At 70.9% G+C, this 25,879-nt stretch carries 24 protein-coding genes; 9 read left to right on the plus strand and 15 right to left on the minus strand.

Annotated elements, in window-relative coordinates:
• The first annotated feature begins 8 nt into the window (after positions 1-8).
• Positions 9-1,262: a serine hydroxymethyltransferase gene (gene glyA / locus ACIBO2_RS46175; RefSeq protein ID WP_358548903.1), complete on the plus strand. Its 1,254-nt coding sequence runs from the start codon at positions 9-11 to the stop codon at positions 1,260-1,262.
• Positions 1,263-1,463: 201 nt separating this feature from the next.
• On the opposite strand, the gene ACIBO2_RS46180 is transcribed toward glyA, so the two are convergent.
• The 6 genes from ACIBO2_RS46180 to ACIBO2_RS46205 all read right to left on the minus strand — a co-directional run bounded on the left by ACIBO2_RS46180 (position 1,464) and on the right by ACIBO2_RS46205 (position 7,060).
• Positions 1,464-2,831, minus strand: coding sequence for a hypothetical protein (locus ACIBO2_RS46180; protein WP_397304335.1), 1,368 nt, complete (start codon positions 2,829-2,831; stop codon positions 1,464-1,466).
• Positions 2,828-3,832 (minus strand): serine hydrolase domain-containing protein, encoded by a 1,005-nt coding sequence (locus tag ACIBO2_RS46185; protein ID WP_358548898.1) that lies wholly within the window; start codon positions 3,830-3,832, stop codon positions 2,828-2,830. The genes ACIBO2_RS46180 and ACIBO2_RS46185 overlap by 4 nt, the downstream gene beginning before the upstream one ends.
• On the minus strand, positions 3,829-4,068 hold the full coding sequence (locus ACIBO2_RS46190) for an IclR family transcriptional regulator C-terminal domain-containing protein (RefSeq protein ID WP_358548895.1): 240 nt from the start codon (positions 4,066-4,068) through the stop codon (positions 3,829-3,831). The genes ACIBO2_RS46185 and ACIBO2_RS46190 overlap by 4 nt, the downstream gene beginning before the upstream one ends.
• A gap of 280 nt (positions 4,069-4,348) precedes the next feature.
• Positions 4,349-5,650 (minus strand): CHRD domain-containing protein, encoded by a 1,302-nt coding sequence (locus ACIBO2_RS46195; RefSeq protein WP_397304336.1) that lies wholly within the window; start codon positions 5,648-5,650, stop codon positions 4,349-4,351.
• 169 nt (positions 5,651-5,819) lie between these two features.
• Positions 5,820-6,542 carry a zf-HC2 domain-containing protein gene (locus ACIBO2_RS46200; RefSeq protein WP_358548889.1) on the minus strand — a complete coding sequence of 241 codons (723 nt, stop codon included), beginning with the start codon at positions 6,540-6,542 and terminating at the stop codon, positions 5,820-5,822.
• The gene (locus tag ACIBO2_RS46205) at positions 6,539-7,060 is read right to left on the minus strand and encodes a sigma-70 family RNA polymerase sigma factor (RefSeq protein ID WP_393465268.1); all 522 of its coding nucleotides are present in this window, start codon (positions 7,058-7,060) and stop codon (positions 6,539-6,541) included. Before ACIBO2_RS46205 ends, ACIBO2_RS46200 begins: the two co-directional genes overlap by 4 nt.
• Positions 7,061-7,384: 324 nt before the next feature.
• Between ACIBO2_RS46205 and rsgA the strand changes: the two genes are divergently transcribed.
• A complete protein-coding gene (rsgA, locus tag ACIBO2_RS46210; protein WP_358548886.1) occupies positions 7,385-8,482 on the plus strand; it encodes a ribosome small subunit-dependent GTPase A in 1,098 nt (365 codons plus the stop codon).
• Positions 8,483-8,499: 17 nt separating this feature from the next.
• On the plus strand, positions 8,500-9,129 hold the full coding sequence (locus ACIBO2_RS46215; protein WP_397304337.1) for a phosphoribosyltransferase: 630 nt from the start codon (positions 8,500-8,502) through the stop codon (positions 9,127-9,129).
• A gap of 180 nt (positions 9,130-9,309) precedes the next feature.
• Here the strand turns inward: ACIBO2_RS46215 and ACIBO2_RS46220 are convergent, their stop codons facing one another.
• A complete protein-coding gene (locus ACIBO2_RS46220; protein ID WP_358548881.1) occupies positions 9,310-9,786 on the minus strand; it encodes an ATP-binding protein in 477 nt (158 codons plus the stop codon).
• Between the two features lie 125 nt (positions 9,787-9,911).
• Between ACIBO2_RS46220 and ACIBO2_RS46225 the strand changes: the two genes are divergently transcribed.
• Entirely contained in the window at positions 9,912-10,805 is an 894-nt protein-coding gene (locus ACIBO2_RS46225; protein WP_397304338.1) for a helix-turn-helix domain-containing protein, read from the plus strand.
• Positions 10,806-10,921: 116 nt separating this feature from the next.
• Positions 10,922-11,155, plus strand: a complete 234-nt coding sequence (locus ACIBO2_RS46230) for a DUF397 domain-containing protein (RefSeq protein ID WP_225289364.1) — start codon at positions 10,922-10,924, stop codon at positions 11,153-11,155.
• A 300-nt stretch (positions 11,156-11,455) separates the two neighbouring features.
• Here the strand turns inward: ACIBO2_RS46230 and ACIBO2_RS46235 are convergent, their stop codons facing one another.
• The 4 genes from ACIBO2_RS46235 to ACIBO2_RS46250 all read right to left on the minus strand — a co-directional run bounded on the left by ACIBO2_RS46235 (position 11,456) and on the right by ACIBO2_RS46250 (position 14,939).
• The gene (locus ACIBO2_RS46235) at positions 11,456-11,767 is read right to left on the minus strand and encodes a WhiB family transcriptional regulator (protein ID WP_080036407.1); all 312 of its coding nucleotides are present in this window, start codon (positions 11,765-11,767) and stop codon (positions 11,456-11,458) included.
• A gap of 101 nt (positions 11,768-11,868) precedes the next feature.
• A complete protein-coding gene (locus ACIBO2_RS46240) occupies positions 11,869-12,738 on the minus strand; it encodes a sucrase ferredoxin (RefSeq protein ID WP_358548875.1) in 870 nt (289 codons plus the stop codon).
• A gap of 106 nt (positions 12,739-12,844) precedes the next feature.
• Positions 12,845-14,407, minus strand: coding sequence for a glycerol-3-phosphate dehydrogenase/oxidase (locus tag ACIBO2_RS46245; protein ID WP_397304339.1), 1,563 nt, complete (start codon positions 14,405-14,407; stop codon positions 12,845-12,847).
• Between the two features lie 22 nt (positions 14,408-14,429).
• Positions 14,430-14,939: a helix-turn-helix domain-containing protein gene (locus ACIBO2_RS46250; RefSeq protein WP_357941113.1), complete on the minus strand. Its 510-nt coding sequence runs from the start codon at positions 14,937-14,939 to the stop codon at positions 14,430-14,432.
• A gap of 31 nt (positions 14,940-14,970) precedes the next feature.
• Between ACIBO2_RS46250 and ACIBO2_RS46255 the strand changes: the two genes are divergently transcribed.
• Positions 14,971-16,563, plus strand: a complete 1,593-nt coding sequence (locus ACIBO2_RS46255) for an FAD-binding oxidoreductase (protein WP_358538826.1) — start codon at positions 14,971-14,973, stop codon at positions 16,561-16,563.
• 6 nt (positions 16,564-16,569) lie between these two features.
• On the opposite strand, the gene ACIBO2_RS46260 is transcribed toward ACIBO2_RS46255, so the two are convergent.
• Positions 16,570-16,980 carry a hypothetical protein gene (locus ACIBO2_RS46260; RefSeq protein WP_358537581.1) on the minus strand — a complete coding sequence of 137 codons (411 nt, stop codon included), beginning with the start codon at positions 16,978-16,980 and terminating at the stop codon, positions 16,570-16,572.
• A 147-nt stretch (positions 16,981-17,127) separates the two neighbouring features.
• On the opposite strand from ACIBO2_RS46260, the gene ACIBO2_RS46265 reads away from it, so the two are divergent.
• Positions 17,128-18,615, plus strand: a complete 1,488-nt coding sequence (locus ACIBO2_RS46265; protein WP_358537583.1) for a metallophosphoesterase — start codon at positions 17,128-17,130, stop codon at positions 18,613-18,615.
• Between the two features lie 21 nt (positions 18,616-18,636).
• Complete coding sequence (locus tag ACIBO2_RS46270; RefSeq protein WP_358537586.1) at positions 18,637-20,202, plus strand: bifunctional 3'-5' exonuclease/DNA polymerase; 1,566 nt, start codon at positions 18,637-18,639, stop codon at positions 20,200-20,202.
• A gap of 11 nt (positions 20,203-20,213) precedes the next feature.
• Here the strand turns inward: ACIBO2_RS46270 and ACIBO2_RS46275 are convergent, their stop codons facing one another.
• Positions 20,214-21,503, minus strand: coding sequence for an MFS transporter (locus ACIBO2_RS46275; RefSeq protein ID WP_397304340.1), 1,290 nt, complete (start codon positions 21,501-21,503; stop codon positions 20,214-20,216).
• 161 nt (positions 21,504-21,664) lie between these two features.
• On the minus strand, positions 21,665-22,480 hold the full coding sequence (locus tag ACIBO2_RS46280) for an MOSC N-terminal beta barrel domain-containing protein (protein WP_358537590.1): 816 nt from the start codon (positions 22,478-22,480) through the stop codon (positions 21,665-21,667).
• 122 nt (positions 22,481-22,602) lie between these two features.
• Between ACIBO2_RS46280 and ACIBO2_RS46285 the strand changes: the two genes are divergently transcribed.
• The gene (locus ACIBO2_RS46285; RefSeq protein ID WP_358537592.1) at positions 22,603-23,385 is read left to right on the plus strand and encodes an alpha/beta fold hydrolase; all 783 of its coding nucleotides are present in this window, start codon (positions 22,603-22,605) and stop codon (positions 23,383-23,385) included.
• 118 nt (positions 23,386-23,503) lie between these two features.
• On the opposite strand, the gene ACIBO2_RS46290 is transcribed toward ACIBO2_RS46285, so the two are convergent.
• Positions 23,504-25,834, minus strand: a complete 2,331-nt coding sequence (locus ACIBO2_RS46290; protein ID WP_358537595.1) for a protein kinase — start codon at positions 25,832-25,834, stop codon at positions 23,504-23,506.
• Positions 25,835-25,879: the final 45 nt, after the last annotated feature.

The raw sequence follows: 25,879 nt of genomic DNA on the forward strand, positions 1-25,879 counted from the left end.
GGAGAGTCATGAGTTCTCTCACAAGCGTGGACCCGCAGATCGCCGAGCTCATCAAGGCGGAGGAGCGCCGTCAGGCCGACACCGTCAAGCTCATCGCGTCGGAGAACTACGTGTCCAAGGCCGTTCTGGAGGCCACGGGCACCGTCCTGACCAACAAATACTCCGAGGGCTACCCCGGCAAGCGCTACTACGAGGGCCAGCAGGTCATCGACCAGGTCGAGACTCTGGCCAACGAGCGGGCCAAGGCGCTGTTCGGCGTCAACCACGCCAACGTCCAGCCCTACTCGGGCTCGCCCGCCAACCTGGCCATCTACATGGCCTTCCTGCAGCCGGGCGACACCGTGATGGGCATGGGCCTGCCGTTCGGCGGTCACCTCACGCACGGCTGGTCGGTCTCGGCCACCGGCAAGTGGTTCAACCCGGTCCGCTACGGCGTGCGCCAGGACACCGGCCGCATCGACCTCGACGAGGTCAGGGCGCTGGCGCTGGAGCACCGGCCGAAGCTGATCTTCTGCGGTGGCACGGCCATCCCGCGCACGATCGACTTCGAGGGCTTCGCGTCCATCGCCCGCGAGGTGGGCGCCGTACTCGCCGCCGACATCGCGCACATCGCCGGCCTCGTCGCGGGCGGCGCGCACCCGTCGCCGGTGGGCCACGCCGACGTGATCTCCACGACCACGCACAAGACGCTGCGCGGCCCGCGCGGCGCCATGCTCATGGCCACCACCGACGAGCACGCGACCGCGCTCAACAAGGCCGTCTTCCCCGGCCTGCAGGGCGGCCCGCACAACCACACCACCGCCGCCATCGCCGTGGCCCTGCACGAGGCGTCCACCGACGCCTTCAAGGCCTACGCGCACCAGGTGGTGACCAACGCGAAGGCGCTGGCCGAGGAGCTGTCGAGCCGCGGCTTCGACCTGGTCTCGGGCGGCACCGACAACCACCTCATCCTGCTCGACCTCACGCCCAAGGGCATCGGCGGCAAGCCGGCCGCCCAGGCGCTCGACCGCGCGGGCCTGGAGACCAACTACAACACGGTCCCGTTCGACACCCGCAAGCCGTTCGACCCGAGCGGCATCCGCATCGGCACCCCCTCTGTCACCTCGCGGGGGATGGGGCCGGGCGAGATGCGGCAGATCGGCGCGTGGATGGACGAGGTCGTCACCGCCCTGGCCAAGGGCGACGCCGAGCACGTCATCAGCCGGGTGCATCACGAGGTCAGCGAGCTGACCGCGCAGTTCCCGGCGCCGGGTCTCTCCTGATTTTCGTTACGGCAAGCCGCCCTCACCGCCACCCGCCGCACATGGCGGGGGGCCTCCAGGAAAACGGCCGCTGAGCCCGGCTTGCCTTTTCGGGTGAACCACTTTCATCCGTTACGGCAAGCCGCCCTCACCGCCACCCGCCGCACATGGCCGGGGGCCTCCAGGAGAACGGCCGCTGAGCCCGCACAGGGCTCGGCGCCGTTACGTGCGTGTCGTTGACCGGTGGCGCGGTTCGGTGGGCCGGAGGCGTCCCTCTCGGATGGTGGTCACCGGGAGGACGTGGTGAGTGGGCTCGCGGTGGGTTCCGCGAGAATCCACATAGACCCGCTCCGTCTCCCCAACCAGCCCAAACTCCGTTGCCCCTCCGGTCGGCCGGGACTCCGTGGCATCCCCAGTCAGTCGGAATACCGTGGCGTGGCGTATCGCGCCGTTGTCCGCCAGCCATTCCGAGTCCGGCGAGTCCACGCGCAGGACGCGGCGGGGTGCGGCGGTGACCGCCGTGATCGCGTTCTCCAGTGGCAGGCCGCAGGCCAGTAGCTTGGTGATCGTGGTGGCCAGGTCGTGGACGGGGCCGCCGATGTTGCGCACATGGATGTCGGTGCTGATCGAGTGCGGTGGGAAACCGGCGGCGATCGCGCGTTCGGCGACGTCGAAGCTGAAGCTGGCCGCGCCGTGGCCCACGTCCAGCAGCACGCCACGGTCGAGCGCGCGGGCCAGTGCGGGGACAGGGGTGCCGTCGGGTCGCCATGGATGGCCGGTCTTGCCGTGGTAGCAGTGGGTGATCACGTCGCCCTCGTCCAGCAGGTCGAGCACGTCCTCGATCAGCGGCGGTGCCTCGCCGACGTGCACCAGCAGGGGCAGACCCGCCTGCCGGGCGACGAGCCGGCCGAGCTGGAGCGGTTGCAGCCCCATCGCGCCCACGACCGCGCCGCTGGAGCGGACCTTCACGCCGCAGACCAGTCCCCGGTGCCGTTCGATGGCGGTCAGCGTGGCGTCCACGTCGATGAAACTCGGGTCGGCCGTTTCGCGTAGGTGAACGAGGCCGTATGAGCCGATGTTCATCCAGGCGCGTATTTCGGTCTCGGCGGCCGGGACGACATAGCGGGCCAGCCCGTCGATCGTGGCCTGGCCCGCGCTGCCCGCGTCGGCGACCACGTGCACGCCCTGGTCCAGGCCGGCCCGGTCCGGGGGCACGCTGATCACCGTCATCCCGTCGTAGACGTGGGCGTGCAGGTCCACCCAGCCGGGCCCGATCCAGAGATCCCCGGGCCGCTCCCGGGTCGGCTCCAGCACCAGCCCGGTGTCTCCCGGAACCAGCCGCACCGCCGCCGACGAACCAACCACCCGAAGCACACCGCCGACCCCGTAGCCGTCCGCACCCGCCCGGCCGACCCCGGAACCGCCGTTCCCGGCACCGCCCGCCTCGCCGACCCCGGAGTCGCCGATCCCGGCACCGCCCGCACCTGCGTCGCCGATCCCGAAACCGTCGGCCCCGGAACCGCCCGCACCTGCGTGGCCGAACCCCAAACCGCCGTTCCCGGAGCCGCTCACACCCCCGCCGCCGGTCATGCCAGGGCCTCCGCCACGGCCGCGTTGTGGAAGGCGCGGCGGATCCGGTTGATCGCGTCCGACCCCCGCCTCGGGTGCACCCGGTTGGTCAGCAGCACCACGAACACGTCCAGTTCCGGATCCACCCACAGGCTCGTCCCCGTGAACCCGGTGTGCCCATACGCCGCCGGGCTCAGCAGATCACCCCCGCTGCATCCGGGCCGCTCCCACCCTTCCCAGGCCAGCGCCCGGCCGCCGATTCGCGTCCGGGTCATCACCTCGAGCGTCCGGGCAGCCAGAAAGCCGCCGCCCCGGCACAGGGCCCGGCCCAGCCGCGCCAGGTCGTCCAGCGTGCCGAACAGCCCAGCGTGCCCGGCCACCCCGCCCAGCACCTCGGCGTTCTCGTCGTGCACGGTCCCTTGGACGATCCGGCCGCGCCACGGGCAGTCCTCGGTGGCGGCCGCACGCCGATGGTCGGGCTCGGGCAGCAGGAAGCGGGTCTCGTCCATGCCGACGGGCTCGGTCACCCGCTCCCGTACAAGCTGGTCGAGCGGTGTCCGGGCGGCCCGCTCGGCGATCAGCCCGAGGACCATGAACCCCTGGGAGCTGTACTCGAACCCGGGGGACGGACGCAACGGCAGCCGGGCCACCGCGGCGAGCAGTTCGTCGCGGGTCGGGTGGTCGCGGTAGAGCGGCTGCTGTCCGGGGATGCGTGAGGTGTGCGTCAGCAGCTCGAAGACGGTGATGCCGGACTTGTCGGTCGAGGCGTACTCCGGCAGGTGCAGCGCGATGGGGTCGTCCAGGGTCAGTTCGCCCGACTCGACCAGCGCCATGACGGCCAGCCCGACGATCGGCTTGGTGAGCGAGGCCAGGTCCCACAGGGTGTCGTCACCGACCGGGTCGCCGTTCCACGCCAGCGTGCCGAGGAGGCCACGCGAAACCGGGCCACTCGACCTGCCGTAGGCCCAGGCCGCGCCGGAGAATTCCCCGAGGGCGCGGGCCCGCGCGAGCACGTCCGTCATATGTTCCTCCCGATCGCCGCCGACACGCGGGCGGCGGCGGCCACCACCAGCGGTCCCAGCAGCGGCATGTCGTCCTGGCTCAGGCTGAGTGTGAGACCCGCGACGCTCACCGCGCCCACCGCCGTCCCACTCGCGTCGCGGACCACCGCCCCGACGCGGCGCACGTTCGCCTCATTCTCCTCCTTGTCGATCGCGTAGCCGCGTGAGCGTACCGCCTCCAGTTCCTGAAGCGGCAAAGCCGCCGCAGACCGGGGCTGAGGGCCGGGCATGAGGACGCCCCCCGTTCGGACCTGCTCCGGGCATGAGGACGCTCCGCCACAACGGACCTGTGGCGGGCATGAGGACGCCCCGCCGTACGGAGGGTTACGGCGGGGCGTCGGGTGCCTTCGGGGACGGGCCGGAGGTCCCCGGAGGCGGTGGCCGGTGGCGGGTGGCGCCGCTACCGGCCGGGGGCGGTCCTCACGGGCGGGACCGAATCGCCCGCTCGGACCTGCTCTTCAGCTGGTCTTAGAGTGATCAGCCGAGGAAGAGGTAGTCGGCCTTGTAGTCGACCTGGGTCTGGGCGCCGACCGTGCAGGTGCCCGCGGGGGCCACGCCGCCCTCGGTGTTGAGGCGCAGGATCGTGGTGGCGTGGGCCAGCAGGCCGGTGTTCTTGCCGGACTGGGTGGCGTCCAGGACCAGCTCGGGGATGTTGCCGTCACCGTTGGGGGTCTTGGTGACGACCGCTCCGCGCACCGCGCTGCCGTCTGGAGCGACCCACTGCGGCGGTCCCGCGGCCGGGGTCACGAAGGAGTGGTCGATGCCGCGCCGCAGCTTGGCCGCCACACCGTACTGGGTGAAGGCCGGGGCCGCGCCGGGCTGCTGGGTGCAGGCGTAGATCTGGGCGCCCTTCAGCACCTCGGCGGTGACCGCGCGGGGGTGGTCGAACGGGTCGCCGGACAGCGGGCCGCGTACCGCCCCGCCGTTGAACTCCGTGGTGTGCAGGTTGGTGTAGTACCGGCCGGGGTTGGCGGCGATGCGCTTGACGACCGGCGCGGCGACCTTGGCCTCACCCGCGACGCCCGTCAGGTTCGACGGCAGGCCCGCGGCGTCGGCGAACAGGTCGGCGACCACGTCGCCGTTCTTGCCGCTCGCGCCCTTGTGGATGTGGCCGTTGGTCACCGGGGCGAGCCCGGTCCAGAAGGCGGTGTAACCGATGACCGATCCTGTCGGGCGCAGCCACCAGGTGGCCTGGCCGTCCTGGTCGCCGCGCTTCTTGCCGTCGTTGGCGGGCACTTCCTTGGCGCCGTCGGCGCGGGCGGAGAGCGTGGCCTGGTTGCTGCCCTGCAGGACGCCGTTGATGTCGATCGGCTTGTTCAGCCGGTGGAACTGGCCGCGGACCGCGCCCTTGGGGTGGGCGGCGTCGTGCAGGTTGGCGTAGAAGCCGCCCGGGTCGTCGATCAGCGCCTTGACCAGCGCCGGGTCGGCGGTGACCGTGCCGGTCACGCCGAGCACGGTCTTGGGCAGCGGCTTGGTGAAGAACTCGAGCTTGACGTCGCCGTTGGCCCCCTTGGCGGCCTGGTGGATGTGCCCGGCGGTAGGTGAGTCGATCTTGTTCCAGCGAGCCGCGAAGGTGACCTCGTTACCGCTGATCTTGATGACGACGGTCGACCGGCCATCGGCGTCACCCTTGACGCCCACCTCGTTGGCACCGCGCAGGCCGGCGGCGAGGTACACGTCGTCACCGGAGGCCGAGACAGTCGCCTGAGCGGCGGTGACCGGAGCGAGAAGGCCGGTGGCGAGCAGCGCCCCGGACAGGGCGAGCGTACGAATCGACATGATGAAACCTCTTCAAGGATTGTCATTGGGGTTGGTACGGCAAGCAGTACGCGACCCGGCCCGAAGAGGTTCAACCGCTGAATCCGTAAATTTACATATAGGGAAGCGAGCGCAAAAAAGCCCTCCCACCTGCGGTGGAAGGGCTTCTGGGAGGTGAGTCCCGGGGAATTCAGGCTCTGACGGTAAGTAAAGTCTTACCAGAGGTGGTGACCACCTCGAAATGGTCGATGTCCTGGAGCTTCCACGGGCTGCCGCCGTGCATGTAGAGCGGATCGGGCGACCCGGGAACGCCGTATCCGGCGGGCGGCACCGACCAGCCCGTCATGATCCGCTTCTGGCCGGTCTTGGACACCGAGATCAGCTCGCATTCGAGCGGGCCCTTGATGCCCGAGAGCTTGAGCGCGGCATGTGTGCCCCAGCCCTTGGACTCCAGCACCAGCCCGCCGGTCACGCCGTCGGCGCCGACGCCCTCGATGGGCTTGCCGTCGGCGTAGAACTGCTCGGCCGGACCCAGATGCTGCGTGGGATGGCCCGCCGCCACGGGCGTCGCCGCGTCGCCGCCCCCGAGCTGGGTGCCGACCGCGAGCCCGCCGGCCACCAGCGTGACCGAGGCCGCCAGCCCGATCACGAATGTCCCCCGCCTCGACCGCCGGTCCTGCGCCTTCTTACGCCGGAGCAGGTCGATGACATCGGCCTGCCCGTAATCGGGAGGAGGGGGCTCTTCTCGCACCGGCCCGATCCCCGTCAGCACACTGGCCACTCCGGCCAGCTCTGACAGCTCCGCCCGACACGACGGGCAGAGGGAGAGGTGCGCTTCGAAGGCTAATCTGTCGTCGTCGTCCAGCAGACCGAGGGAGTAGGCGCCCACGTCCGTATGCTCGACTCTGTTCACGCCGTCACCCCTCTCTCCTGCAGTGCGACGCGCAACGCGCGGACCGCGTAGTAAACCCGGGACTTAACTGTGCCAACGGGAATGCCGAGCGCTATGGCAGCATCGTTGACCGACCGGTCTCGCAAGATCGTCTCGTTGAGGATCTCGCGGTGGGCCGGGGATAACGCCATCAGCGCCTCGGATACGACCACCTGGTGCAGCAGTCCCTCCATCTCGTCCGGCACGGGCATGCTCTCCAGCGGGCCGTCGCCTGATTCCGGCGGGCGGGCTTCCTTGCGCCGCCGGTCATCGATCACGATACGGCGTGCGACGGTGGCTAGCCAGGGCATGAGCGAAGCCGAGTCCGGATCGAGCTGCTCGGAACTACGCCAGGCGCGGATCATGGTCTCCTGCACGACGTCCTCGGCCCATTGCCGATCACCCGCCGTCAGCCGGATCACGAAGGCCAGCAGCGGCCGGTGGTACTCCCGGTAGAGCGTGGAGACGACCACTTCGTCATCCGGACGTACTCGTCTCATCCGGTGGCGTGAGCGTGGCTTGCCCATGGGGGCGGCTCCCTCGGCCGAGGGCGGGGGACACGTGCTGACTCGCATCATTCCCCTTTCAAAGTGCAGTCGGCAGGAAGTACGGACAGATTCCCTGGCGCGGTTCAACAGATCGGGAAGAAAGTCGTTGCGAACTCGCAGGAGGGATGCGTAGAGTCACTTCCCAGCTGCACCGAGAACTCGAGTGAGGAGGTGACGACCATGCGGGCTGTTCTGTTCGGCTTGCCGTCTGTCATCCTCCGGGTGCCTGCTTAGAGGTCACCCGGGGTCCTTCTCGACCACAAAGGTGTCACTCCGTTGTTCTCCACGCTTTTCCCGCTCGGCTGGACCGAATCCCGCGTCGCCGAGCTACCACTACACACCGTGCCCGCCCGCGTGTCCCGGGTCGATCGCGGCGCGGCCGAAGTGATCGCCGCCGATGGGCAGCATCACGTCAAGTACGGCGCGCGCGTCCGTAGGGCGTCCGCTGACGACCCGGTGGCGCTGCCCTGTGTCGGAGACTGGGTCGCGCTCAAGGAGCTCCCAGAGGGCCGTTACGAGCTCGACGCGGTCCTGCCGAGAAGCAGCGCCTTCGTCAGGGGCGGCGTCAGCCGCGACTCGCGCGGCGGCCTGTCGGGCGACGGACAGGGCCAGGTGCTCGCGGCCAACATCGACATCGTCTTCGTCGCGGAGCCGTCCATGCACGCCACGGACTTCGCCGACCTGGGCCGTATCGAACGGCTCGTCGCGCTGGCCTGGGAGTCGGGCGGCACGCCGGTCGTGCTCGTCACCAAGTCCGACCTGTTCGAACGCGGCCTCGACGACCTGCTCGCCGACGTACGCGTCGCCGCGCCGGGCGTCGACGTGCACGCCGTCTCCTCGGTGCTCGGCGACGGTGTCGAGCTCGTACGCGGCTACCTCGAAGGCTCGCGTACGGCCGTCGTGCTCGGCCCGTCGGGCGCCGGCAAGTCCACGCTCGTCAACGCCATGGCGGACGGCGAGGCGATGGACACCCAGCAGGTGCGCGCCGCCGACGGCCGGGGCCGCCACACCACCGTGCACCGGGAGCTGATCCCGCTGCCCGGCGGCGGCCTCGTCATCGACACGCCGGGCATCCGCCGCGTCGGCCTCTACGAGATGAGCGAGGGCGTCGACCTCGTCTTCTCCGACATCGAGGAACTGGCGGCCGGCTGCCGGTTCGACGACTGCGGCCACGAGAGCGAGCCCGGCTGCGCGGTGCTCGCCGCGCTGGAGTGCGGCGAACTCCCCGAGCGGCGGCTGATCAGCTGGCGCAAGCTCCAGCGTGAGGCCGCCTGGATGGCCTCGCGCACCGACGCGCGCCTCCGCAAGGAGCAGCAGAACAAGTGGAAGGTCATCCACAAGGAAATGCGGCGCACGGGCAGAAACCGGCCCTGACCGGGTAACACCACTGCATGGAGCTGCTGTTCGCGGACCGCGCGCAAGCGGGGGCCATGCTGGCGGGACGCCTGCTCGACGCGCAGGACCCGGTGGTGCTGGCGCTCCCGCGCGGCGGCGTGGCGGTGGCCGTGCCGATCCACCGCAGCGTCGGTGGCCGGCTCGACGTGCTGGTGACTCGGAAGATCGGCTATCCGCCGACGCCCGAACTGGGCGTCGGCGCGATAGCCGAGGGCGGCGAGCCGGTGTTCGACCTGCTGCTGCTGCGCCGGCTCGGGATGACGCCCGAGTCGGTGGCGGACGTGGTCGCGGAGGAGCGGCGCGAGCTGGCCCGCCGGGTCAAGGTCTATCGGGGCGACCGCCCGCTGGCCGATCTCGCCGGACGCGAGGTGATCGTGGTCGACGACGGCCTGGCCACCGGCGCCACCGCGCGGGCCGCGCTCCGGGCGGTCGGCGCGGCCAAGCCGGGCCGGGTGACGCTGGCCGTGCCGGTGGGCGCCCGCGACACCGTCGAGGCCATGCGCGAGGAGGCCGACGAGGTGGTGGTGTTGCGGGTCCCGGCGGATTTCCGGGCGGTGGGGCAGTGGTACGAGCACTTCGATCAGCTCAGCGACGCCGACGTGCTGGATCTGCTGGCGGGTGCCTGAGTGAGGGGTGTTTCGTCACGCGACCGTCTCGGGCTCTGTGACGGTCCGTCGGGGTTGGTGTCCCTTGGGAGGGATACCTCCTGCGGGGGTGAGGAGGAGGCCGGTCCGCAGAGGGCGGGGTCCCCTCGGGGAAGCGGACGAAGGTGGTCCGTTGTGGCCTGGGTCCCGCTGGGCGTGAGGTCAGTTGGAGAGTACGGCCCAGACGAGCTTGCCCTGGGTGCCGGGGGTGAGCCAGCCCCAGGTGGTGGTGAGGGCCTCTACCAGGCGCAGGCCGCGGCCGTATTCGGCGAAGACGTCGGTGGTGGGCGGGGCGGTCGGCGCGTGCCGGCTGTAGTCGCTCACCACGCACGCCACCTCGGGCCGCCGGCTCAGCAGCCGGAGCTGGATGGCGCCGCCGCCGTGCCGCATCGCGTTGGTGACGAGCTCGGAGACCACCAGCTGGGCGTCGAAGACCATGCCGTCGGAGCCCCACGAGGTGAGCGTCCGGTCGACGAACCGCCTGGCGGAGGCCACACAGACGGGCTCGAACGTGCTCAGCTCATGAAAGCGGAAGACCTCGTCACACGGACCGCGCCGCCCTTCGAGCAGAATGGGCAGCAGCCATTCGGGTGCCTGGGCACACGTGGCGGCTTGCGGCCGAGCGTCGAAAGTCGTCATCCTGGCCCCCGAAGCGCGGTCTAGGTGATCCAATGCCCATCTTTACGGCGTGTGCTTACCGATGCAAGACTTTTCGTGTTTTACAGATGCAAATAGCATCTGCACGTGCAGATGATCTGGGAGCGATGGGTGTGAGCGCACTGAGTGCGGAAGGGAATGTGGTCGGCTACTCGCCGGGAAGCCCGACGGTGCTGCGGATCCTGCTGGGTACGCAACTGCGCAGGCTCCGCACGGAGAAGCGTATCTCGCGGGAGGACGCGGGGTATGCGATTCGCGCTTCTCACGCCAAGATCAGCCGCCTGGAGCTCGGGCAGGTCAGCTTCAAGGAACGCGACGTCGCCGATCTGCTCACCCTCTACGGCGTCACCGACGAGGCCGAGCGGGCGCCGTTGCTGGAGCTGGCCCGGCAGGCCAACGCCCCGGGCTGGTGGCACAAGTACAGTGACCTGCTGCCCGGCTGGTTCGAGGTCTACATCGGGCTGGAGGGTGCGGCTTCGGTCATCCGTACGTATGAGAACCAGTTCATCCCCGGCCTGCTCCAGACGCCCGAGTACGCCAGGGCGGTGATCAAGCTGGCGCACGAGACGACTCCCGAGGGCGAGCTCGACCGGCGCGTGGCGCTGCGCACCAGGCGGCAGGAGCGCCTGGCCGGTGGCCGGCCGCTCAAGCTGTGGGCGGTCATCGACGAGGCCGTGGTGCGGCGTGCGCTCGGCGGCCGTGAGGTGATGCGCCGGCAGATCGAGCACCTGCTGGAGATGACGAAACGGTCCAACATCACCGTTCAGGTCATCCCGTTCGAGCGCGGCGGGCACGCGGCCGCCGGCGGGCCGTTCAGCATCCTGCGTTTCCCCGAGCGTGAGCTGCCCGACGTCGTGTACCTGGAGCAGCTCACGAGCGCCCTCTATCTGGACAAGCCGGCCGAGTCCGAGCATTACATGCAGGTCATGGACCGATTGAGCGTCCAGGCCGACTCCCCTGAGCAGACCAAACGCTTCCTGGAGCGCCTGCTGTCAGTGTGATCCACCCCATATCCGGGTTTTGGTCGTCCCCTATATGGTGATCTTGGCGATGCCGTAACGTGATCTCGCAACCACGGCTGCACGTGCATCCGTAAGCGCGCGAGGGAGCTTCCCCAATGCATGAGTTCCGCAACGGAACGCCCGCCGGTCGCCTTCCCGCCGTCTGGCGCAAGAGCAGGCGGAGCAACCCCAACGGCAACTGCGTCGAGGTGGCCGATCTGCCCACGGGAGAGGTGGCGATGCGTAACTCACGCTTCCCCGAGGGGCCCGCCCTGGTCTACACGCGGGATGAGATCACCGCGTTCGTGCTCGGCGCCAAGGACGGCGAGTTCGACGATCTGATCGTCTGAGGCTCTGATCGCCTGAGGCTCTGATCGTCTGAATCTCTGATCGTCTGAGCCAAGAGCCCCGAGCCAGGCGTAGCGCCGACCCAGAGCGGTCCAGCCCCGAAGCTCGGGAGACACTGATCCGGAAATCACTTCAGCCCGGCGTCACGGATGACGCCGGGCTGAAGCGCGTGCTGGGGGCTGAGGTCTTTGCCTGATCAAGCAGTTGCCCCGACCGGGTTCGCCGGAGCCTGGACTTGGCTGGCCAGGCCCCGGTTCATCGGGGCAACTGCATGATCACGCGGTGATCGCTGCCGGGTGGAGTCAGGCGGCGGAGATGCCGGCGCTGGCGGCGCGGCGCATGCGACGGCGACGCTCGGAAGCGCGCTCGTCCTCGTTCAGGCCACCCCACGTGCCGTACTTCTCCGGACGGGACAGCGCGTAGTCCAGGCACTCGTTGCGGACAGGGCACTGGGCGCAGATCGCCTTGGCCTTCCGCTCGCGCACGTCACGCTCGGGCTGCCGCTCCCCATCGGGGCCGAAGAAGAGCACGAGGTCCTCACCCCGGCACGCGGCATCATCCTGCCAACCCCAGCTGGGGCGCGGGCGGGCGAGCTGCCGACGTACCTGAGACATGAGAAAACCACCTTCGTGAGAGGTATTTCAGTAATTGAGCCGCATTGGACGTTTTCGGCGTCACTGTTCCAACGCAAAGGTGGGCCGTAGTGTTCCCGTGATCAGGTAAGGGCGGGCGTGGCGTACCGCACAGGCGTGAGCCTGTCCAGCGAAACCAGCCGGTAGGTGGTGATCTTCTCGGCGCAAGCCGTACCACACGGCGCTTGGAACACCGATGGCTCAACCACAACCTCGAACCGGACGTCGCCGCAGCGCACGATGGCTTCGGTGACGTCGCCGTCCGACCTGGAGGATTCCACGGCCACTGCGCCGACAGAACACTCTCCCGTATGGGTTCGGGCGAAGTGCTCGACGGCTTGCAATGGCTCAGGGATGCCTGCGCGTCCCCGGTAACGGTCGAGAATGATCTCGCCCGACCGGTACGCGTTAGCCGCTGCGATCGCAGCAGCCTGAGACATGCTGCCGTAGAAAATTCCGTGTGGCAAGCACACGAGGTTGGCGGCGTAGCGATCGCCGCCAACGTGTGACGTTTCCCATACTCTGTCCGGCCAGTTTTCGGCCAGGCTTCGAGCGATGGGTAGTCCAATGCGGGCGCAACACGCATTGCGCTTGGCGTGCGTGCAGACCAGAAATACCGGCTCGTCTTCAAGTATGCAGGACTCCGGGACCACTCCGGCCACCAGCGCGTCCAGGTCAAGATCCTCGGTACCTGCGATGACTCCGCTGGCCAGCCAGGGGTTGGGGCCCGTGGCGTAGCCCACTAGCACACGCAAGTCCTGCTCCTGTGGGCGGACCCGTCGGCCGGGGCGGCGGATGAGCTGGGCTCTGATGCCACGTTCTTGGGCTCGGCGCACGAGGTTCGAGATTTTTTCAGGAAGCTCGAAGGTTTCCAGATGTGACGGCCACGGCCCGTCGTACTCGACGAGTAGCCACAGCCGGGCCCCCACGGTGGCGCTGGCCAGATTCGGCACCCCGCCCGTGTGGCAGCCATCCGGATGCTCGCAACCCCTGGTCAACGCCTTTCTCCCCTCTTGCGAATTAGGTAAGACTAACCTAACGGTAAGAGGGATGTACGGGTTACCGACTGAAAGCCGCCCTGGCGGCCGGCAGCGCCGCCGCCCGGTCCTCGGGGACGAGACCGATCCTGGTCCTGCGGTCGAGGAGGTCGTCCGCGTCGAGCGCGCCCTCGTGGGCGACGGACCACAGCAGCTCGCCCACCGTGACGCCGAGGCCGACCTCCTCGGGATGCGCCCGGACGAGTTCGTGCACGGCCGCCGCCTCGACGCCGTGGCGGGCGACCAGCCGCTCGGGTGGGCGGCCCGCGCCCGCCCCGGTTCGCGGGGTCACGGCGCCGTGACCCCCGACGGCTCCGACGAGCGGGATCGAGGCGGTACGACTCCGGCCCGCCGGGAGGTTCCCCACCGAGATCGCTCGATCCACCGCGTCCGCCGCCATCCGCCGGTATGTCGTGAGCTTGCCACCCACGACCGTGACGACCCCTCCGTCCACGGTCCCTCTGTGCGCGACCCCCTTCTTCGCGGTCTCTCCGTCCGTGAACACGGCGTGCCTGCGTGAGACGTCGGCCGTCCGCCCGTCCGCCGCCAGGAGCGGCCTGAGCCCCGCGTAGGCGCCCGCGACGGCCTCGCGGGCCACCGGTGCCGCCAGAACCGTGTTGAGCACGCTCAGGAGCGTCCTGATGTCCTCCTCAGGGGCCTCGGGTACGTTGGGGACGGGGCCGTCGAGGGGCTCGTCGGTCAGGCCCACGTGCACGCGGCCGTCGGCTTGGGGGAGTACGAGCGCGAATCGGTTGCTCTCTCCGGGAATCGGAATGTGCAGTCCGGACAGGAGACCCGGCAGGGTCCCGGGGCGGAGCACGAGGTGCGTGCCGCGTGACGGGCGCAGGCTCACCCGCGGGTCCAGCAGGCCCGCCCACACGCCCGCGGCGTTGATCACCGTCCTGGCCCGGACGGCGAACTCCGCGCCGGTCAGTTCGTCACGTACCTTGGCGCCCGCGCCGGTCAGCTCCAGGGCGCGGCACCGGGTCAGGATCCGGGCCCCGTACGCCGCCGCCGTCCTGGCTATGGCCACCACCAGCCGGGCGTCGTCGTACACGCGGCCGTCCCACGACAGCAGGCCGCCCCGCAGGCCGTCCTCGCTCAGCATGGGCGCGAGCGTGTGCGCCCGGGCGGCCGTCAGCCGGGACGGGCCGGGCAGCAGGCGGCGCGGCGTGCCGGCGGCGGCGCGCAGCCCGTCGCCGAGCCGGTAGCCGGTCATCAGCAGCTCCGCCCGTGACCTGGAGACCTCCGGCGTCAGCGGCAGCACGTACGGATGCGCCTTGACCAGGTGCGGAGCCGTACGCCGCAGCAGGACGCCGCGCTCGACCGCGCTCTCGCGGGCGATGCCCACCTGCCCCTTGGCGAGGTAGCGGAGGCCGCCGTGGATGAGCTTGGAACTGAATCTCGACGTGCCGAAGGCCAGGTCGTGCGCGTCGATCGCCGCTACGCTGAGACCGCGCGAAGCGGCGTCGAGCGCCGCGCCCGCCCCTGTCGCGCCCAAGCCCACGACCAGCACGTCGACCGTCTCCTCCGCGACCACGGCCAGCTCGCGGGCCCGTCGCGCGGCGTTCAGCGAGCTGTCCATGGGGCGCGTGGCGTTCGGCGGGCTATCCAAGGTAGGCCTCCAGCAGGGTGGCGAGTTCGGCGTCGAGTTCGTCGAGGGTCACGGGGTCGAGCATGGTGGGCGCCGACAGCAGGAACGACTGCGCCACGAGCAGCACCGCCCTGGCCTTGCGGCGGTCGCCGACGGCGGCTTCGAGCACGCCGAGCACCGCCTCGTGGGTGGCGCCGCGCCGATCCAGCAGGTACGGCAGCAGCAGCTCCGGGTCCGCTTCCACGATCTTGCGCCAGAGCGGATGGCCGCGCAGCCGCCGTACCCCTTCGACCACGGCGGCGACCGGGTCCGACAGGTCGAGCTCGGTGACGGCCAGCACCCACTCCCGCGTCATCAGGTCGGCGACCAGGCTCCGCACGTCGGGCCAGCGGCGATAGAGCGTCATCCGGGACACCCCCGCCCGCCGCGCCACGTCGGTGAGCGTGGTGCGCCGCACCCCGTAGGCGAGCACGCAGTCGCGGGCCGCGTCCAGCACGCCGTCATTGTGACGAATCGACGTCATATGTCACAGTGTAGACGTGCTGAACGAACCGATGCTGTGGTCGGGCTGGGGCGACCCCGCCAAGGCCCGCGAACTGCCCCCGCAGATCCGCGAGCTGCTCCACGACCTACTGGGCGTACGCGAGCCAGCCGCTCCCGCCGCCTCGTTCGAGTCCGTACGGCTGGCCCCCGTCGCGCTCTCGCCCGCGCACCTGGCCGCTCTGGCCGACGTCGTGGGCCACGAACAGGTGCGGACCTCGCGCGCGGCCCGGATCCGGCACACGCGCGGCAAGTCGACCCCCGACCTGCTGCGGATGCGCGCGGGAGACGGCTCGGCCGCGCCCGACGCCGTGCTGCTGCCCGGCTCGCACGACGAGGTCGCCGCGTTGCTGCGGTTGTGCGCGGCCGAGCGGATCGCGGTGGTGCCCTTCGGCGGCGGCACCTCCGTGGTGGGCGGGCTGGCGGCCTCCCGGTCCGGCTTCGCCGGGGTGGTGGCGCTGGACCTGGCCCGGCTCGACCGGCTCGTCTCGGTCGACACCGAGTCGATGGTCGTCACCGCCGAGCCGGGACTGCGGGCGCCCGAGGCCGAACGGCTGCTCGAACGGCACGGGCTGACGCTGGGGCATTTCCCGCAGTCGTACGAGTACGCCACGCTCGGCGGATTCGCGGCGGCCCGGTCCAGCGGCCAGGCTTCGGCCGGTTATGGGCGCTTCGACGACATGGTGGTGGGTCTGACCGTCGCCACTCCCTCCGGCGACCTGGACCTGGGGCGCGCGCCCAAGTCGGCGGCGGGGCCCGATCTGCGGCAGCTCCTGCTGGGGTCCGAGGGGGTGTTCGGGGTGATCACGGCGCTGCGGCTGCGGGTGCGGCGGGTGCCCGGGCGGCGGGTGTACGAAGGGTGGCGGTTCGGGTCGTTCCGGGAGGGGACGGCCGCGCTGCGGGTGCTGGCGCAGGAGGGGCCGCTGCCTACGGTGCTGCGGCTTTCGGACGAGACGGAGACCATGATCGGGCTGGCCCGGCCGGACGACATCGGGGGCGGCTCCAGCGGATGCCTGGTGATCGCGGGTTACGAGGGCCCGGCTGAAGAGGCTGAAGAGACCGAGAGTCCGGCGACGTCGGTCGAAGGGCGCAGGGCTGGGGCCGGGGCGGTGCTGGCGCGGATGGGCGGGGTGCCGCTCGGGACCGAGCCCGGACGGGCGTGGGAGCACGGCCGGTTCTCGGCTCCGTACCTGCGCGACTCGCTGCTGGCCGCCGGCGCGACGGTGGAGACCATCGAGACGGCCGGGTTCTGGTCCGCGCTGCCGCGCCTGTACGACGCGGTACGGCTGGCCCTGCTCGGGGCGCTGGAGTCGCCGCTGGTCATGTGCCACATCTCGCACGTGTACGAGACCGGGGCCTCGCTGTACTTCACCGTCGTCACCGCGCAGAAGGGGGACCCGGTGGCGCAGTGGGAGCGGGCCAAGGAGGCGGTCAACGCGGCCATCGTGGCGGCGGGCGGCACGATCTCGCACCATCACGGCGTGGGCCGCGACCATCGCGAGGCGTACGCGGCGGAGCTGGGACCCGTGGGCGTGGACATCCTGCGCGCCGTCAAGGCCCGCCTCGACCCCTCCGGCATCCTGAACCCGGGCATCCTGATCCCCTGACCGACCTCAGTCCGGTGGGTCGACCGACGCGGCCTCCGTCATGGCCGCCGCGGCTTCCCCAAAGCGTTGCTGGGCCTCGTACACGTCCGCCAGGCAGGCCAGCGCGAACACCAGCGGCGCGCCACCCGCCGGACGGCAGAGCTCGACGGCCTCCTCGGCGTGCGGCAGCGCCTCCGCGGCCCGGCCGCGCTTGAGCAGCAGCTTGGCGGCGGCCAGCAGGCAGCGGGCGAGCAGCACCGCGTGCCCGTCGGGGTCCGCGGCGGCCAGCTCCCGGCTGAGCCCGATCGCCTGGTGGACCCTGTCGAGCGCCCCACCACCCCAGCGCGACCGTCTGCCGGCGTACGCCAGCAGCCCCTCTACGGCGGCCACCCCCGCGGTGCCCCTCCGGGTGGCGTCGTCCGAACCGTTCCGGGCCATGGCAGCCCCCCATCGCGGCGACGAACCGCTTGCTTGGGGCGTGAGGCTACACCATCGCGAACCGATTGTGTTCCCAACGGCACGCTGCGTTCGGACGCGCTTCGGGAAGTGGGTGCGGCTTGGGGAAGATCGCGTAAAGATGGAGTCATGGTGGAAGTCGCGGCTGAGCGTGGAAAGCAGCTCTCCTCCCGGGTGTCGGAGGAAGGCGCGGGGTGGGCCTGTCAGCGGATCGGCACGTTCAACGACCTGAGACCCGACCACAAGGGGTTCACCTGGTTCAGCCCGCGCACGCTGTGGCACTCGCGCAACCAGATCGTCGCCGGGCTCTTCGGTGACCCGTCCGGGAAGGTGCGCCGCAGGTGGGTCGCCGAGCAGGAGGCCCGTGGCGCCGACCCGGACTTCCGCGTCAAGCCGGAGGTGGGGGAGAGCTTCAGCTTCCTGCTGCTCGGCGACACCGGCGAGGGCGACGCCTCCCAGTACGCGGTCGTGCCCGGCCTGCTCAAGGTGGGTGAAGGCACCTCCTTCGCGGTCATCGCCAGCGACGTGCTCTATCCGGCCGGGTCCGGCAACGAGTACGAGAACAAGTTCTTCCGCCCGTACAAGGACTATGACGCGCCGATCTACGCGATCCCCGGCAACCACGACTGGTACGACGGGCTCGGCGGTTTCATGCGCGTGTTCTGCGACGCCCCGGCGCTGCCGCCCAAGCGGGATTCCGGGTTACGCGGCCTGCTCTGGCGCCGGTCGGAGACGATCGACGAGCGGCTGCTGGCCGAGGCTCGCACGTTCAGGGACCGTCCGGCGCAGCGGGCCGCGCAGCCGGGACCATACTGGGCGATCGAGACCCCGAGCCTGCTCATCGTGGGCGTCGACACCGGCATCCAGGGAGAGATCGACGCCCAGCAGACCGAATGGCTGCGTCGCACCTCCCTGGACCCGCGCCCGAAGATCCTCGTCACCGGCAAGCCGATCTACACGCGCAACGACTACAAGCCGTCCCCGCTGGAGGGCGGCGGCACGATCGACGACATCATCCGCGCCCCCGAACACCGTTATGTGGCCGCCATCGGCGGCGACGTGCACAACTACCAGCGCTATCCCGTCAGGGTGGGCGACCGGGTGATCCAGTACATCGTCTCCGGGGGCGGGGGCGCGTTCATGCACGCCACCCACACCACCCGCCGGGTGGACGTGGCGGGCGTGCACGAGGACGACTTCAAGTGCTACCCCCTGCGCGGCGACTCGCTGTCCTTCTACAGCCAGCTGTACGCCAAACGGCTCCGGATGAAGTGGATCTACCTCACCCCGGCCGAGGCCGCCTGCATCATGGCGGACCAGATCAAGAACACCCCGGTGCGCCCCATCGAGAGCCCCGTCAAGATCACTCGGCGGATGAGGTGGGCGGCCCGGCTGCTCGGGGCCTGGCCGATGCCGCTCCGCCTGCCCGTGGGCACGGTCTTCCACCGCTACCTCTCCGAGCTGTCCGACTGGGACACACCACCGTTCTTCAAGCAGTTCCTGCACCTTTCGGTCACGCCCGACCTGCTCTCGGTGCGCTGCTTCGCCGCCACCGGCTGCCTGCCGCAAGAGGTGGATCCGCCGATGGAGGACGAGGTGCACATCAGTTTGTCGTAGTCACCTGGCACTCTGGACGGCGTGCACGTAGTGGTGACAGACGGGACGATCCTGCCGGTCGGTGGTCCGGCTCGCCGGGTCGACGACCTGCCGCGGGCCGTGCGTGAGCTCGAAGCCGAGCGGCCGCGCTGGGTCTGGGCGGACGCCCGCGAGATCTATCCGTCCTTGCTGGCCAAGGGTGTGCGGGTGGCACGCTGCCACGACCTGACGCTCACCGAGGGGCTGCTGCTCGCGTACGAGGGACGATACGGCCAGCCGCGCTCGGCCAAGGCCGCCCACGCCAGGCTGCACGGCCTGCCGGTGCCCGATGATCGGCCCAGTGTGCCCGACACGCTGTTCGCGCCCGAGCCGCTCGGCGCGGAGGCGGTGGCGGAGGTGCTGGCCGACCAGCTGCGCCGGATCGAGGCGCTGCCCGAGCCGGGCCGGTTCCGGCTGCTGGTGGCGGCCGAGTCGGCGGGCGCGCTGATCGCCGCCGAGATGGGCCACGACGGCATGCCGTGGCGCCGGGACGTACACGACGCCCTGCTCACCGAGCTGCTCGGCCCGCGCCCGGTGCACGGCATGCGGCCGGCCAAGCTCCAGGCGCTGGCCGACGAGGTGTCGGCGGCGTTCGGGCATCCGGTCAATCCCGACTCGGTGCAGCAGCTGGTCAAGGCGTTCAAGGGGGCGGGCGTCGCGCTCAAGACCACCCGGTCGTGGGAGCTCAAGCAGCTCGACCACCCGGCGGTCGCGCCGCTGCTCGCCTACAAGGAGCTGGCCAGGCTGTACAGCTTCCACGGGTGGGTCTGGGCCGACCAATGGGTGCGTGATGGGCGCTTCCGTGCCGAATACGTGGTCGCAGGGGTGGTGTCGGGGCGGTGGGCCACCGACGGCGGCGGCGCGCTGCAGATCCCCAAGGTGATGCGCCGCGTGGTGGTCGCCGACGACGGCTGGACGCTGATCGTGGCCGACGCCGCCCAGCTGGAGCCGCGGGTGCTGGCCGCGATGGCCGCCGACGGGGGGCTGGCGCGGGCGGCGGGGGAGATCGACCTGTACTCGGCGCTGGCCAAGTCGTTCGGGGGCGAGCGCGCCAACGCCAAGATCGCGATGCTGTCCGCCATGTACGGCGGCACCAGCGGTGACGCCTCCAAGCTGCTGGCGGTGATGCGGCAGCGCTTCCCCAAGGCCTACCAGTTCGTCGAGGACGCGGCCAAGGCGGGAGAGGAAGGGCGGCTGGTGCGCTCCTGGCTCGGCCGCACCAGCCCGCCGCCGTCGGAGGGGTGGAAGTCCCTCGTGTCGGGGCCCGAGGGGAGCCGGGCGATCCGGGATCGGGGGCGGTTCACCCGCAACTTCGTCGTGCAGGCCACCGCCGCCGAGTGGGCGCTGGTGCTGATGGCGGTGCTGCGGGGGCGGTTGTCCGGCCCGGCCAGGCTGGTGTTCTTCCAGCACGACGAGATCATGGTGCACTGCCCGCTCGACCAGGCCGAAGAGGTGATGGCCGCGGTGTCGGAGTCGGCCGCCGAGGCCAGCCGCCTGCTGTTCGGGGGGACGCCGGTGCGCTTCCCGATGGAGGCGGTCGCGGTCTCCTGCTACGCCGACGCGAAGTGACTCCGCGCACGTCACATGGCGGGTGTCAGCGGGCCGTTGTGCACGTGGCGCCAGGTGATCGCCAGCCAGACTCCGGCCAGGGTCACCATCACCCCCACCACCAGACCGAGCACCCCGTACGACAGCCCGCCCACGATCGCGCCCGCGACGATCGTGCCGGTGGCGCCGCACACGTTCATCAGCAGGTCGGACAGGCCCTGCACGGCGGGCCGGCTGCCGACCGGCACCGACTCGCTGACCAGCGCCGACCCCGCCACCAGGCCGCACGACCAGCCGAGGCCGAGCAGCACCAGCGCGGTGGTCACCTGCCAGACGCGGTGACCGGCCGTACCCGCCAGGACGGCGGCGCTGAGCAGCAGCGCCATGCCGAGCAGCAGCACCGGCACCTTGCCCGCCTTGTCGGCCAGCCAGCCCACCACCGGTGACATGACGTACATCCCGGCGATGTGCAGGCTGATCACCAGGCCGATGATGTCGAGGTTCGAGCCGTCGTGGTGGAGTTTGACCGGGGTCATCGACATGACCGACACCATCGCGGTGTGGCTGACCGCGATCATGACCAGGGCCTTGCGGGCCATGGGGGTGGTGCGCAGGGTCGTCCAGGCGTTCCTGATCGTCCGGTTCTGACCGGCGGCAGGGGGTTGCGTGTCGTTCAGCCGGCGGGCCAGTTTGAGCGGGTCCGGGCGCAGGCCGACCAGGATGATGAGCATCGCCAGCGCGAACGCCAGCGCCGCGAACGCGAACGGCCCGGCCTTCTCCACGAGGCCCGCGCTCATGCCGATCTGGTCCGCGGGCTTGGCCAGGTTCGGGCCGGCGACGGAGCCGATGGTGGCCGCCCAGACGACCAGGGACAGGTGCCTGGCGGCGTGCCCCGGCGGGGACAGATCGGTCGCCGAGTAGCGGGCCGCCAGGTTGCCCGCGCTGCCGCCGCCCACCAGGACCAGTCCGAGCAGCAGCAGCGGCCAGTTACCGAGGCTGATGGCGCCGACGGACAGCGCGCAGCCCGCCAGCGCGGCCACGTACGCCAGCGTCAGGCCCGTCCGCCGGCCGCCCCTGCCGGACGCCTTGGCGGTCGGCAGGGCGAGGAGGGCCGCGCCGAGTACGGTCGCGGTGCCCGCGAAGCCGCTGATCACGGTGGATCCGGAGAGCTCGTCGACGACGACGGAGCTCAGTGCCAGGCCGACTGCGACGCCTACGCCGCCTACTATTTGCGCGGCGGACAGGATCACGAGAGTGCGCCGCTGGACGGCCCGGATCCGGTCAGGGGATGAAATATCGGGCTTTATAGGGGCGCTGGTCACTTGTGAAGTCTCGCATAGACCATGAGATCCCCCCAAAGGCCCAAATCACCCCACGCAGCGTTATTCAACTACTTATGGCTGCTTTCGGATGTTTGGCAGAGTGGGATGGGGTTTCGCAGCCCGGCTCGGAGGTTCGGCCGCCTGGCTCCGAGGAACCCGGCTCAGAGGATCGTCACCGGATCCCCCTGCGCGATCCGGCCAGGGGCGTCCGGGATGAGGTTCACGCCGAACCAGACCTTGCCGTCCCACCTGCGGTGCCTGGCCAGGGTGCGGATGGGCTCCTTGCCCTTGGTGTAGGTGACGGCGTCCACGGTGGTCAGCACGCATCGGTCACAGCCCTTGACCACCCGGAACTCCGTGTCGCCGACGCGGACGCGCCTCCATCCGTCCTCGGCGAAGGCGTCCGGCACGCCGTCCACGACCACGTTCGGCCGGAACCTGCTCATGGGCAGCGGCGCGGGCAACTCCTCGCCGCTCTCGACCGCCGTCTCCGCGATCCAGTCGTTGAGCCGGGCCAGCGAAGCCGTGGAGGTGAGCAGCAGCGGATACGCGTCGGCCAGGCTGACCCGGTCGTCCGGCCGGCCGTACTCGGGATCGACGGGACGGCAGGTGGGGTCGTCCTGCCAGGCCAGCCGGACGGGGCGGTCGATCAGCGCGCTCAGCCACGCGGCCGCGTCGTCGCCGCAGTCGGTCAGCTCTATCGACGTCTTCCGCATGTTGATCACCGAACGGCCGGCGGTGGGACTGACCCGCAGCGGCGCGGCGTGCGGGCCGGTGAGCTTGAGCGTCTCGCCGTCCGGCTCCGGCACGCACATCAGCAGCCGGGGGAGCTCGCGGGCGGTCAGCATCTCGCCGTGCTCGTCGACGATGAGGTAGCGCCGGTCACCGGCCAGGCCCCAGGGCTGCACCTCGGCGTCAGATACCTCGTGCCCGGTCGTCGATTTGACGGGATAGATGTGGATGCTCGCCAGCTTCATGCGGCCGACGCTACATGACGCCCACATGCGGGGGATTCGGCGACCGGCCGAGGGCCGAGGCGCTGGGGAGCGGTCGTCGGGCGGCTGTTAGCGTACCGATCATTCCGAGCGAGGAGAGCCTTGTGAGAGCTGCCACACCTGCGGTGACCTTCGACAGTGACGGGGTCCCGTTGCTGGGAGTGCTGCACCTGCCGGCCGGCGAGGGGCCGCATCCGACCGTGGTGGTGCTGCACGGGTTTCCCGGCAATGAGCGCAACTTCGATCTGGCCCAGGCGCTGCGCCAGGCGGGGTACGCCAGCCTGGTCTTCCACTACCGGGGCTCCTGGGGCGTCGGTGGGGACTGGTCGTGGGGGAACGGCCTGGCGGACGCGGCGCGGGTGGTGGCGGCCGTCCGGGAGAAGCCGTTCGCGGCCGAGCACCGGCTCGACCCGGAGCGGGTCGCCCTTGTCGGACACAGCTTCGGGGGCTTCGTCGCGCTCATGACGGCCGCCGCGGATCCGGGCATCGCGGCCACCGTGTCGGTGTCCGCCTTCGACTTCGGTACGGTCTCGCGCGGGCTCGACGCCGAAGGGCGGCGGGAGTACGTCGAGGCGTTCGACGGTGAACTGCTTCCGCTCACCGGCACCAGCGGTGAAGCGCTGGTGGCCGAGATGGAGGCCGCGGGGGAGGCGTGGAGCCTGGCCTCGCTGGCACCCGCGTTCACCGGACGCCCGGTGATGCTCATCGGGACCGGACTCGACCCCGTGACGCCCGCCGCCGTACACCACCGGCCGCTGCTGCCCGCGTACGCGGGGGCGGCGCTCGAACACCACGAATGGGCCACCGACCACGCCCTGTCCGACCACCGCGCCGAACTGGCCACGACGGTCCGCGACTTCCTCGACCGCGCTCTCGGCGTGCGGTAACCGTTCGGATCCCGGCCGCGCGATCCGCCCATCCGCGCTCATAACGCGGTGGCTGGGTCTCACGTCTGGCCCCACCCATCCGCGCTCATGGCGCGGCTGGGTGGGTCTCCTCGGGAGGTCACGTCTGGCGGAAGGTGTCGAAGAAGACCTTGCGGGTTTCGGCCTGGTCATCCCACTTGAGTTCGGGCATGTTGAAGGTGATCTTGTACGCGTTGGTGTCGTCGATCGTGACGAAACGGGTCAGCGCGTGCATGGGAACGCCGTTGGCCAGGGTGTAGGTGTACTCCCAGTCGGCGGCCTTCCAGTCGCGATACCGCGTCGCCTGGAGCTGTACCTGGATGTAGCCGTCGACGCGACCGGCCGCCTCCTCGCGGGTCAGTTCCGACAGGCCCCCGTCCTGCTGCGGGGTCGTCTGCTCGATGCGGGTCGTCATGCCGGAGTCCTTGGGCCCGGTGAAGGTGGCGTCGCCGCCTGACGCGGTCAGCTTCCAGCCGTCGGGGACGGCGGCGGAGAAGCCGGGCGGGGTCTGCTCGCTGAAGCCCTTGGGCACGGTCGCCGTCAGCGGATCGGTGGCGGGTGGCGACGACACCTCCTGGGTGATCGCCACGCTCGGCACCGGCGCGGGTGCGCTGCCCGTGCGGACGTACAGGACGACGGCCACGATCACGCCGACGGCCGCGATGCCCGTGACGATCAGGCGCGGGGTGGGGCGGCCGTCGCGGAGCCAGCCGCCCTCATCGTCGTCCTCGTGCCTGCGCCTGCTCTTGGTCAGGCGCTCCGAGGTGGCGCTGGGCAGCTTGGTGAGGCGGTCGTGGGTCAGGTCGCGCGACAGGTCGATGGCCTGGTCACGCAGGTGGTCCGGCGAGGCCAGCGGCCAGGGGGCGGCGCGGCTGTCGCTGGTCAGGGGCAGGATCGGCTGCGGGCCCGACGGGCTCGGGGCGTCCGCCCGCGATTCCGGGATCCGGCGCGGCCCCGAAGGGCTCCCGAACGCCCCGCTGTCAGAGGCGCGATGGGATCCCGACGGCCCGCCGAACGACGGCGGCGCACCGAGCGGCCCGCTGGGCGGGAAACCCGGCGACGACGGAGGCCCGCTGGAGGGGAAACCGGGCGACGACGGTGGCCCGCCTGCTGAGAAGCCCGGTGACGACGGCGGTCCACTCGCTGGAAAGCCTGGTGACGACGGCGGCCCGTCCAGCGGGGAGCCTGGCCCGGACGGGAAGCTGCCGGACGGGAAGCTGCCCGACGGGTAGCTGTCCGATGGGAAACTGCCTGATGGGTAGCTGCCCGGCAGAGGGCGCACCAGGGACGGTCCGGCCGGATCGCTCAGCGACGGGTGCGGCCCCGTCGGCGGGCGCTCCCCGGCCTCCGGTATCCGGTGCGACCCTGACTGGCTGGTGAACGCCTCGAACCCGTCCGCCGAAGGCAGCGACGGCAGCGCGTCCGTGCGGTGGCTGCCCGACGGGCTCGACATCCCCTCGTAGGGCATGGAGTAGCCGCCCGACGGGCTGTTCAGCGGGTCGTACGGAACGCGTACCGGCCCCGAGGGCGTCTCCACGATCCGCGACGGCATCGGCCCGGACAGCGAGTCGAACGGCGGCAGCAGCCCGGCGGGCGTCGAGTCCGCCTGCGTGGGCAGGGACCGCGAGGTCTCGGCGGGTCGCGGTCGGGTCGAGCCGTGGGCGTGCAGGATCCGCTCCAGCAGTTCGCCGACCTGCTCGGCGGTGAGACGTTCGGCCGGGTTCTTGCGCAGCAGGCCCTCGATCACCGGCGCCAGCGCGCCCGCCCGCTGCGGGGTGACGGGGTCCTGCGTGAGGACCGCGCCCAGCACCGCGATCGGGTCCGGCCCCTCGTACGGCGGGCGCCCCTCCACGGCCGCGTACATCGTCGCCCCGAACGACCACAGGTCGGCCGCCTGGGTGATCGACTGCCCGGACAGCCGCTCCGGCGGGATGTAGGCGGGCGAGCCCATGAGCAGCCCGGTCTGCGTGATCGTGACGTCGCCCTCGATCGCGGCGATGCCGAAGTCGGTCAGCACCACGCGGTCGGAGGTGAGCAGGACGTTGCCCGGCTTGATGTCACGGTGCAGGATGCCGGCCGCGTGCGCGTGCCGGACCGCGTCGAGCACCCGGATGCCGATCTCGGCGGCCTGGATCACCGGGAGGGGTCCGCTCTGCCGGACCGCCTGCTCCAGGGACCACGCCCGGACCAGCTCCATGACGATCCACGGCCGGCCGTCTTCTTCGACGACGTCGTGCACGGTCACGATGCCGGGGTGCGTCAGTCGCGCGGCGGACCGGGCCTCGCGCAGCATGCGCCGGTGGGCCACCTGCTTGCCCGCCTGGTCGAGCCCGTACGGCAGGATCAGCTCCTTGACCGCCACGTCACGGGCGAGCAGCACGTCATGCGCGTGCCACACCATCCCCATGCCGCCGCGGCCGACCGGTGACATCAACCGGTAGCGCCTGCCGATCAAACGACCCTGGCTCTGTGAAGC

Origin of the sequence: Nonomuraea sp. NPDC050022 (assembly GCF_044460705.1) — a bacterium.
Classification (GTDB): Bacteria; Actinomycetota; Actinomycetes; order Streptosporangiales; family Streptosporangiaceae; genus Nonomuraea.

What these genes read in the sequence shown, in the direction of transcription:
- glyA (WP_358548903.1), top strand. Translation starts at nt 9, where the DNA reads ATGAGTTCTCTCACAAGCGTGGACCCGCAGATCGCCGAGCTCATCAAG.
- ACIBO2_RS46180 (WP_397304335.1), bottom strand. Translation starts at nt 2,831, where the DNA reads ATGACCGGCGGCGGGGGTGTGAGCGGCTCCGGGAACGGCGGTTTGGGG.
- ACIBO2_RS46185 (WP_358548898.1), bottom strand. Translation starts at nt 3,832, where the DNA reads ATGACGGACGTGCTCGCGCGGGCCCGCGCCCTCGGGGAATTCTCCGGC.
- ACIBO2_RS46195 (WP_397304336.1), bottom strand. Translation starts at nt 5,650, where the DNA reads ATGTCGATTCGTACGCTCGCCCTGTCCGGGGCGCTGCTCGCCACCGGC.
- ACIBO2_RS46205 (WP_393465268.1), bottom strand. Translation starts at nt 7,060, where the DNA reads ATGAGACGAGTACGTCCGGATGACGAAGTGGTCGTCTCCACGCTCTAC.
- ACIBO2_RS46215 (WP_397304337.1), top strand. Translation starts at nt 8,500, where the DNA reads ATGGAGCTGCTGTTCGCGGACCGCGCGCAAGCGGGGGCCATGCTGGCG.
- ACIBO2_RS46220 (WP_358548881.1), bottom strand. Translation starts at nt 9,786, where the DNA reads ATGACGACTTTCGACGCTCGGCCGCAAGCCGCCACGTGTGCCCAGGCA.
- ACIBO2_RS46225 (WP_397304338.1), top strand. Translation starts at nt 9,912, where the DNA reads ATGGGTGTGAGCGCACTGAGTGCGGAAGGGAATGTGGTCGGCTACTCG.
- ACIBO2_RS46230 (WP_225289364.1), top strand. Translation starts at nt 10,922, where the DNA reads ATGCATGAGTTCCGCAACGGAACGCCCGCCGGTCGCCTTCCCGCCGTC.
- ACIBO2_RS46235 (WP_080036407.1), bottom strand. Translation starts at nt 11,767, where the DNA reads ATGTCTCAGGTACGTCGGCAGCTCGCCCGCCCGCGCCCCAGCTGGGGT.
- ACIBO2_RS46245 (WP_397304339.1), bottom strand. Translation starts at nt 14,407, where the DNA reads ATGGACAGCTCGCTGAACGCCGCGCGACGGGCCCGCGAGCTGGCCGTG.
- ACIBO2_RS46250 (WP_357941113.1), bottom strand. Translation starts at nt 14,939, where the DNA reads ATGACGTCGATTCGTCACAATGACGGCGTGCTGGACGCGGCCCGCGAC.
- ACIBO2_RS46255 (WP_358538826.1), top strand. Translation starts at nt 14,971, where the DNA reads ATGCTGTGGTCGGGCTGGGGCGACCCCGCCAAGGCCCGCGAACTGCCC.
- ACIBO2_RS46260 (WP_358537581.1), bottom strand. Translation starts at nt 16,980, where the DNA reads ATGGCCCGGAACGGTTCGGACGACGCCACCCGGAGGGGCACCGCGGGG.
- ACIBO2_RS46265 (WP_358537583.1), top strand. Translation starts at nt 17,128, where the DNA reads ATGGTGGAAGTCGCGGCTGAGCGTGGAAAGCAGCTCTCCTCCCGGGTG.
- ACIBO2_RS46280 (WP_358537590.1), bottom strand. Translation starts at nt 22,480, where the DNA reads ATGAAGCTGGCGAGCATCCACATCTATCCCGTCAAATCGACGACCGGG.
- ACIBO2_RS46290 (WP_358537595.1), bottom strand. Translation starts at nt 25,834, where the DNA reads ATGTCACCGGTCGGCCGCGGCGGCATGGGGATGGTGTGGCACGCGCAT.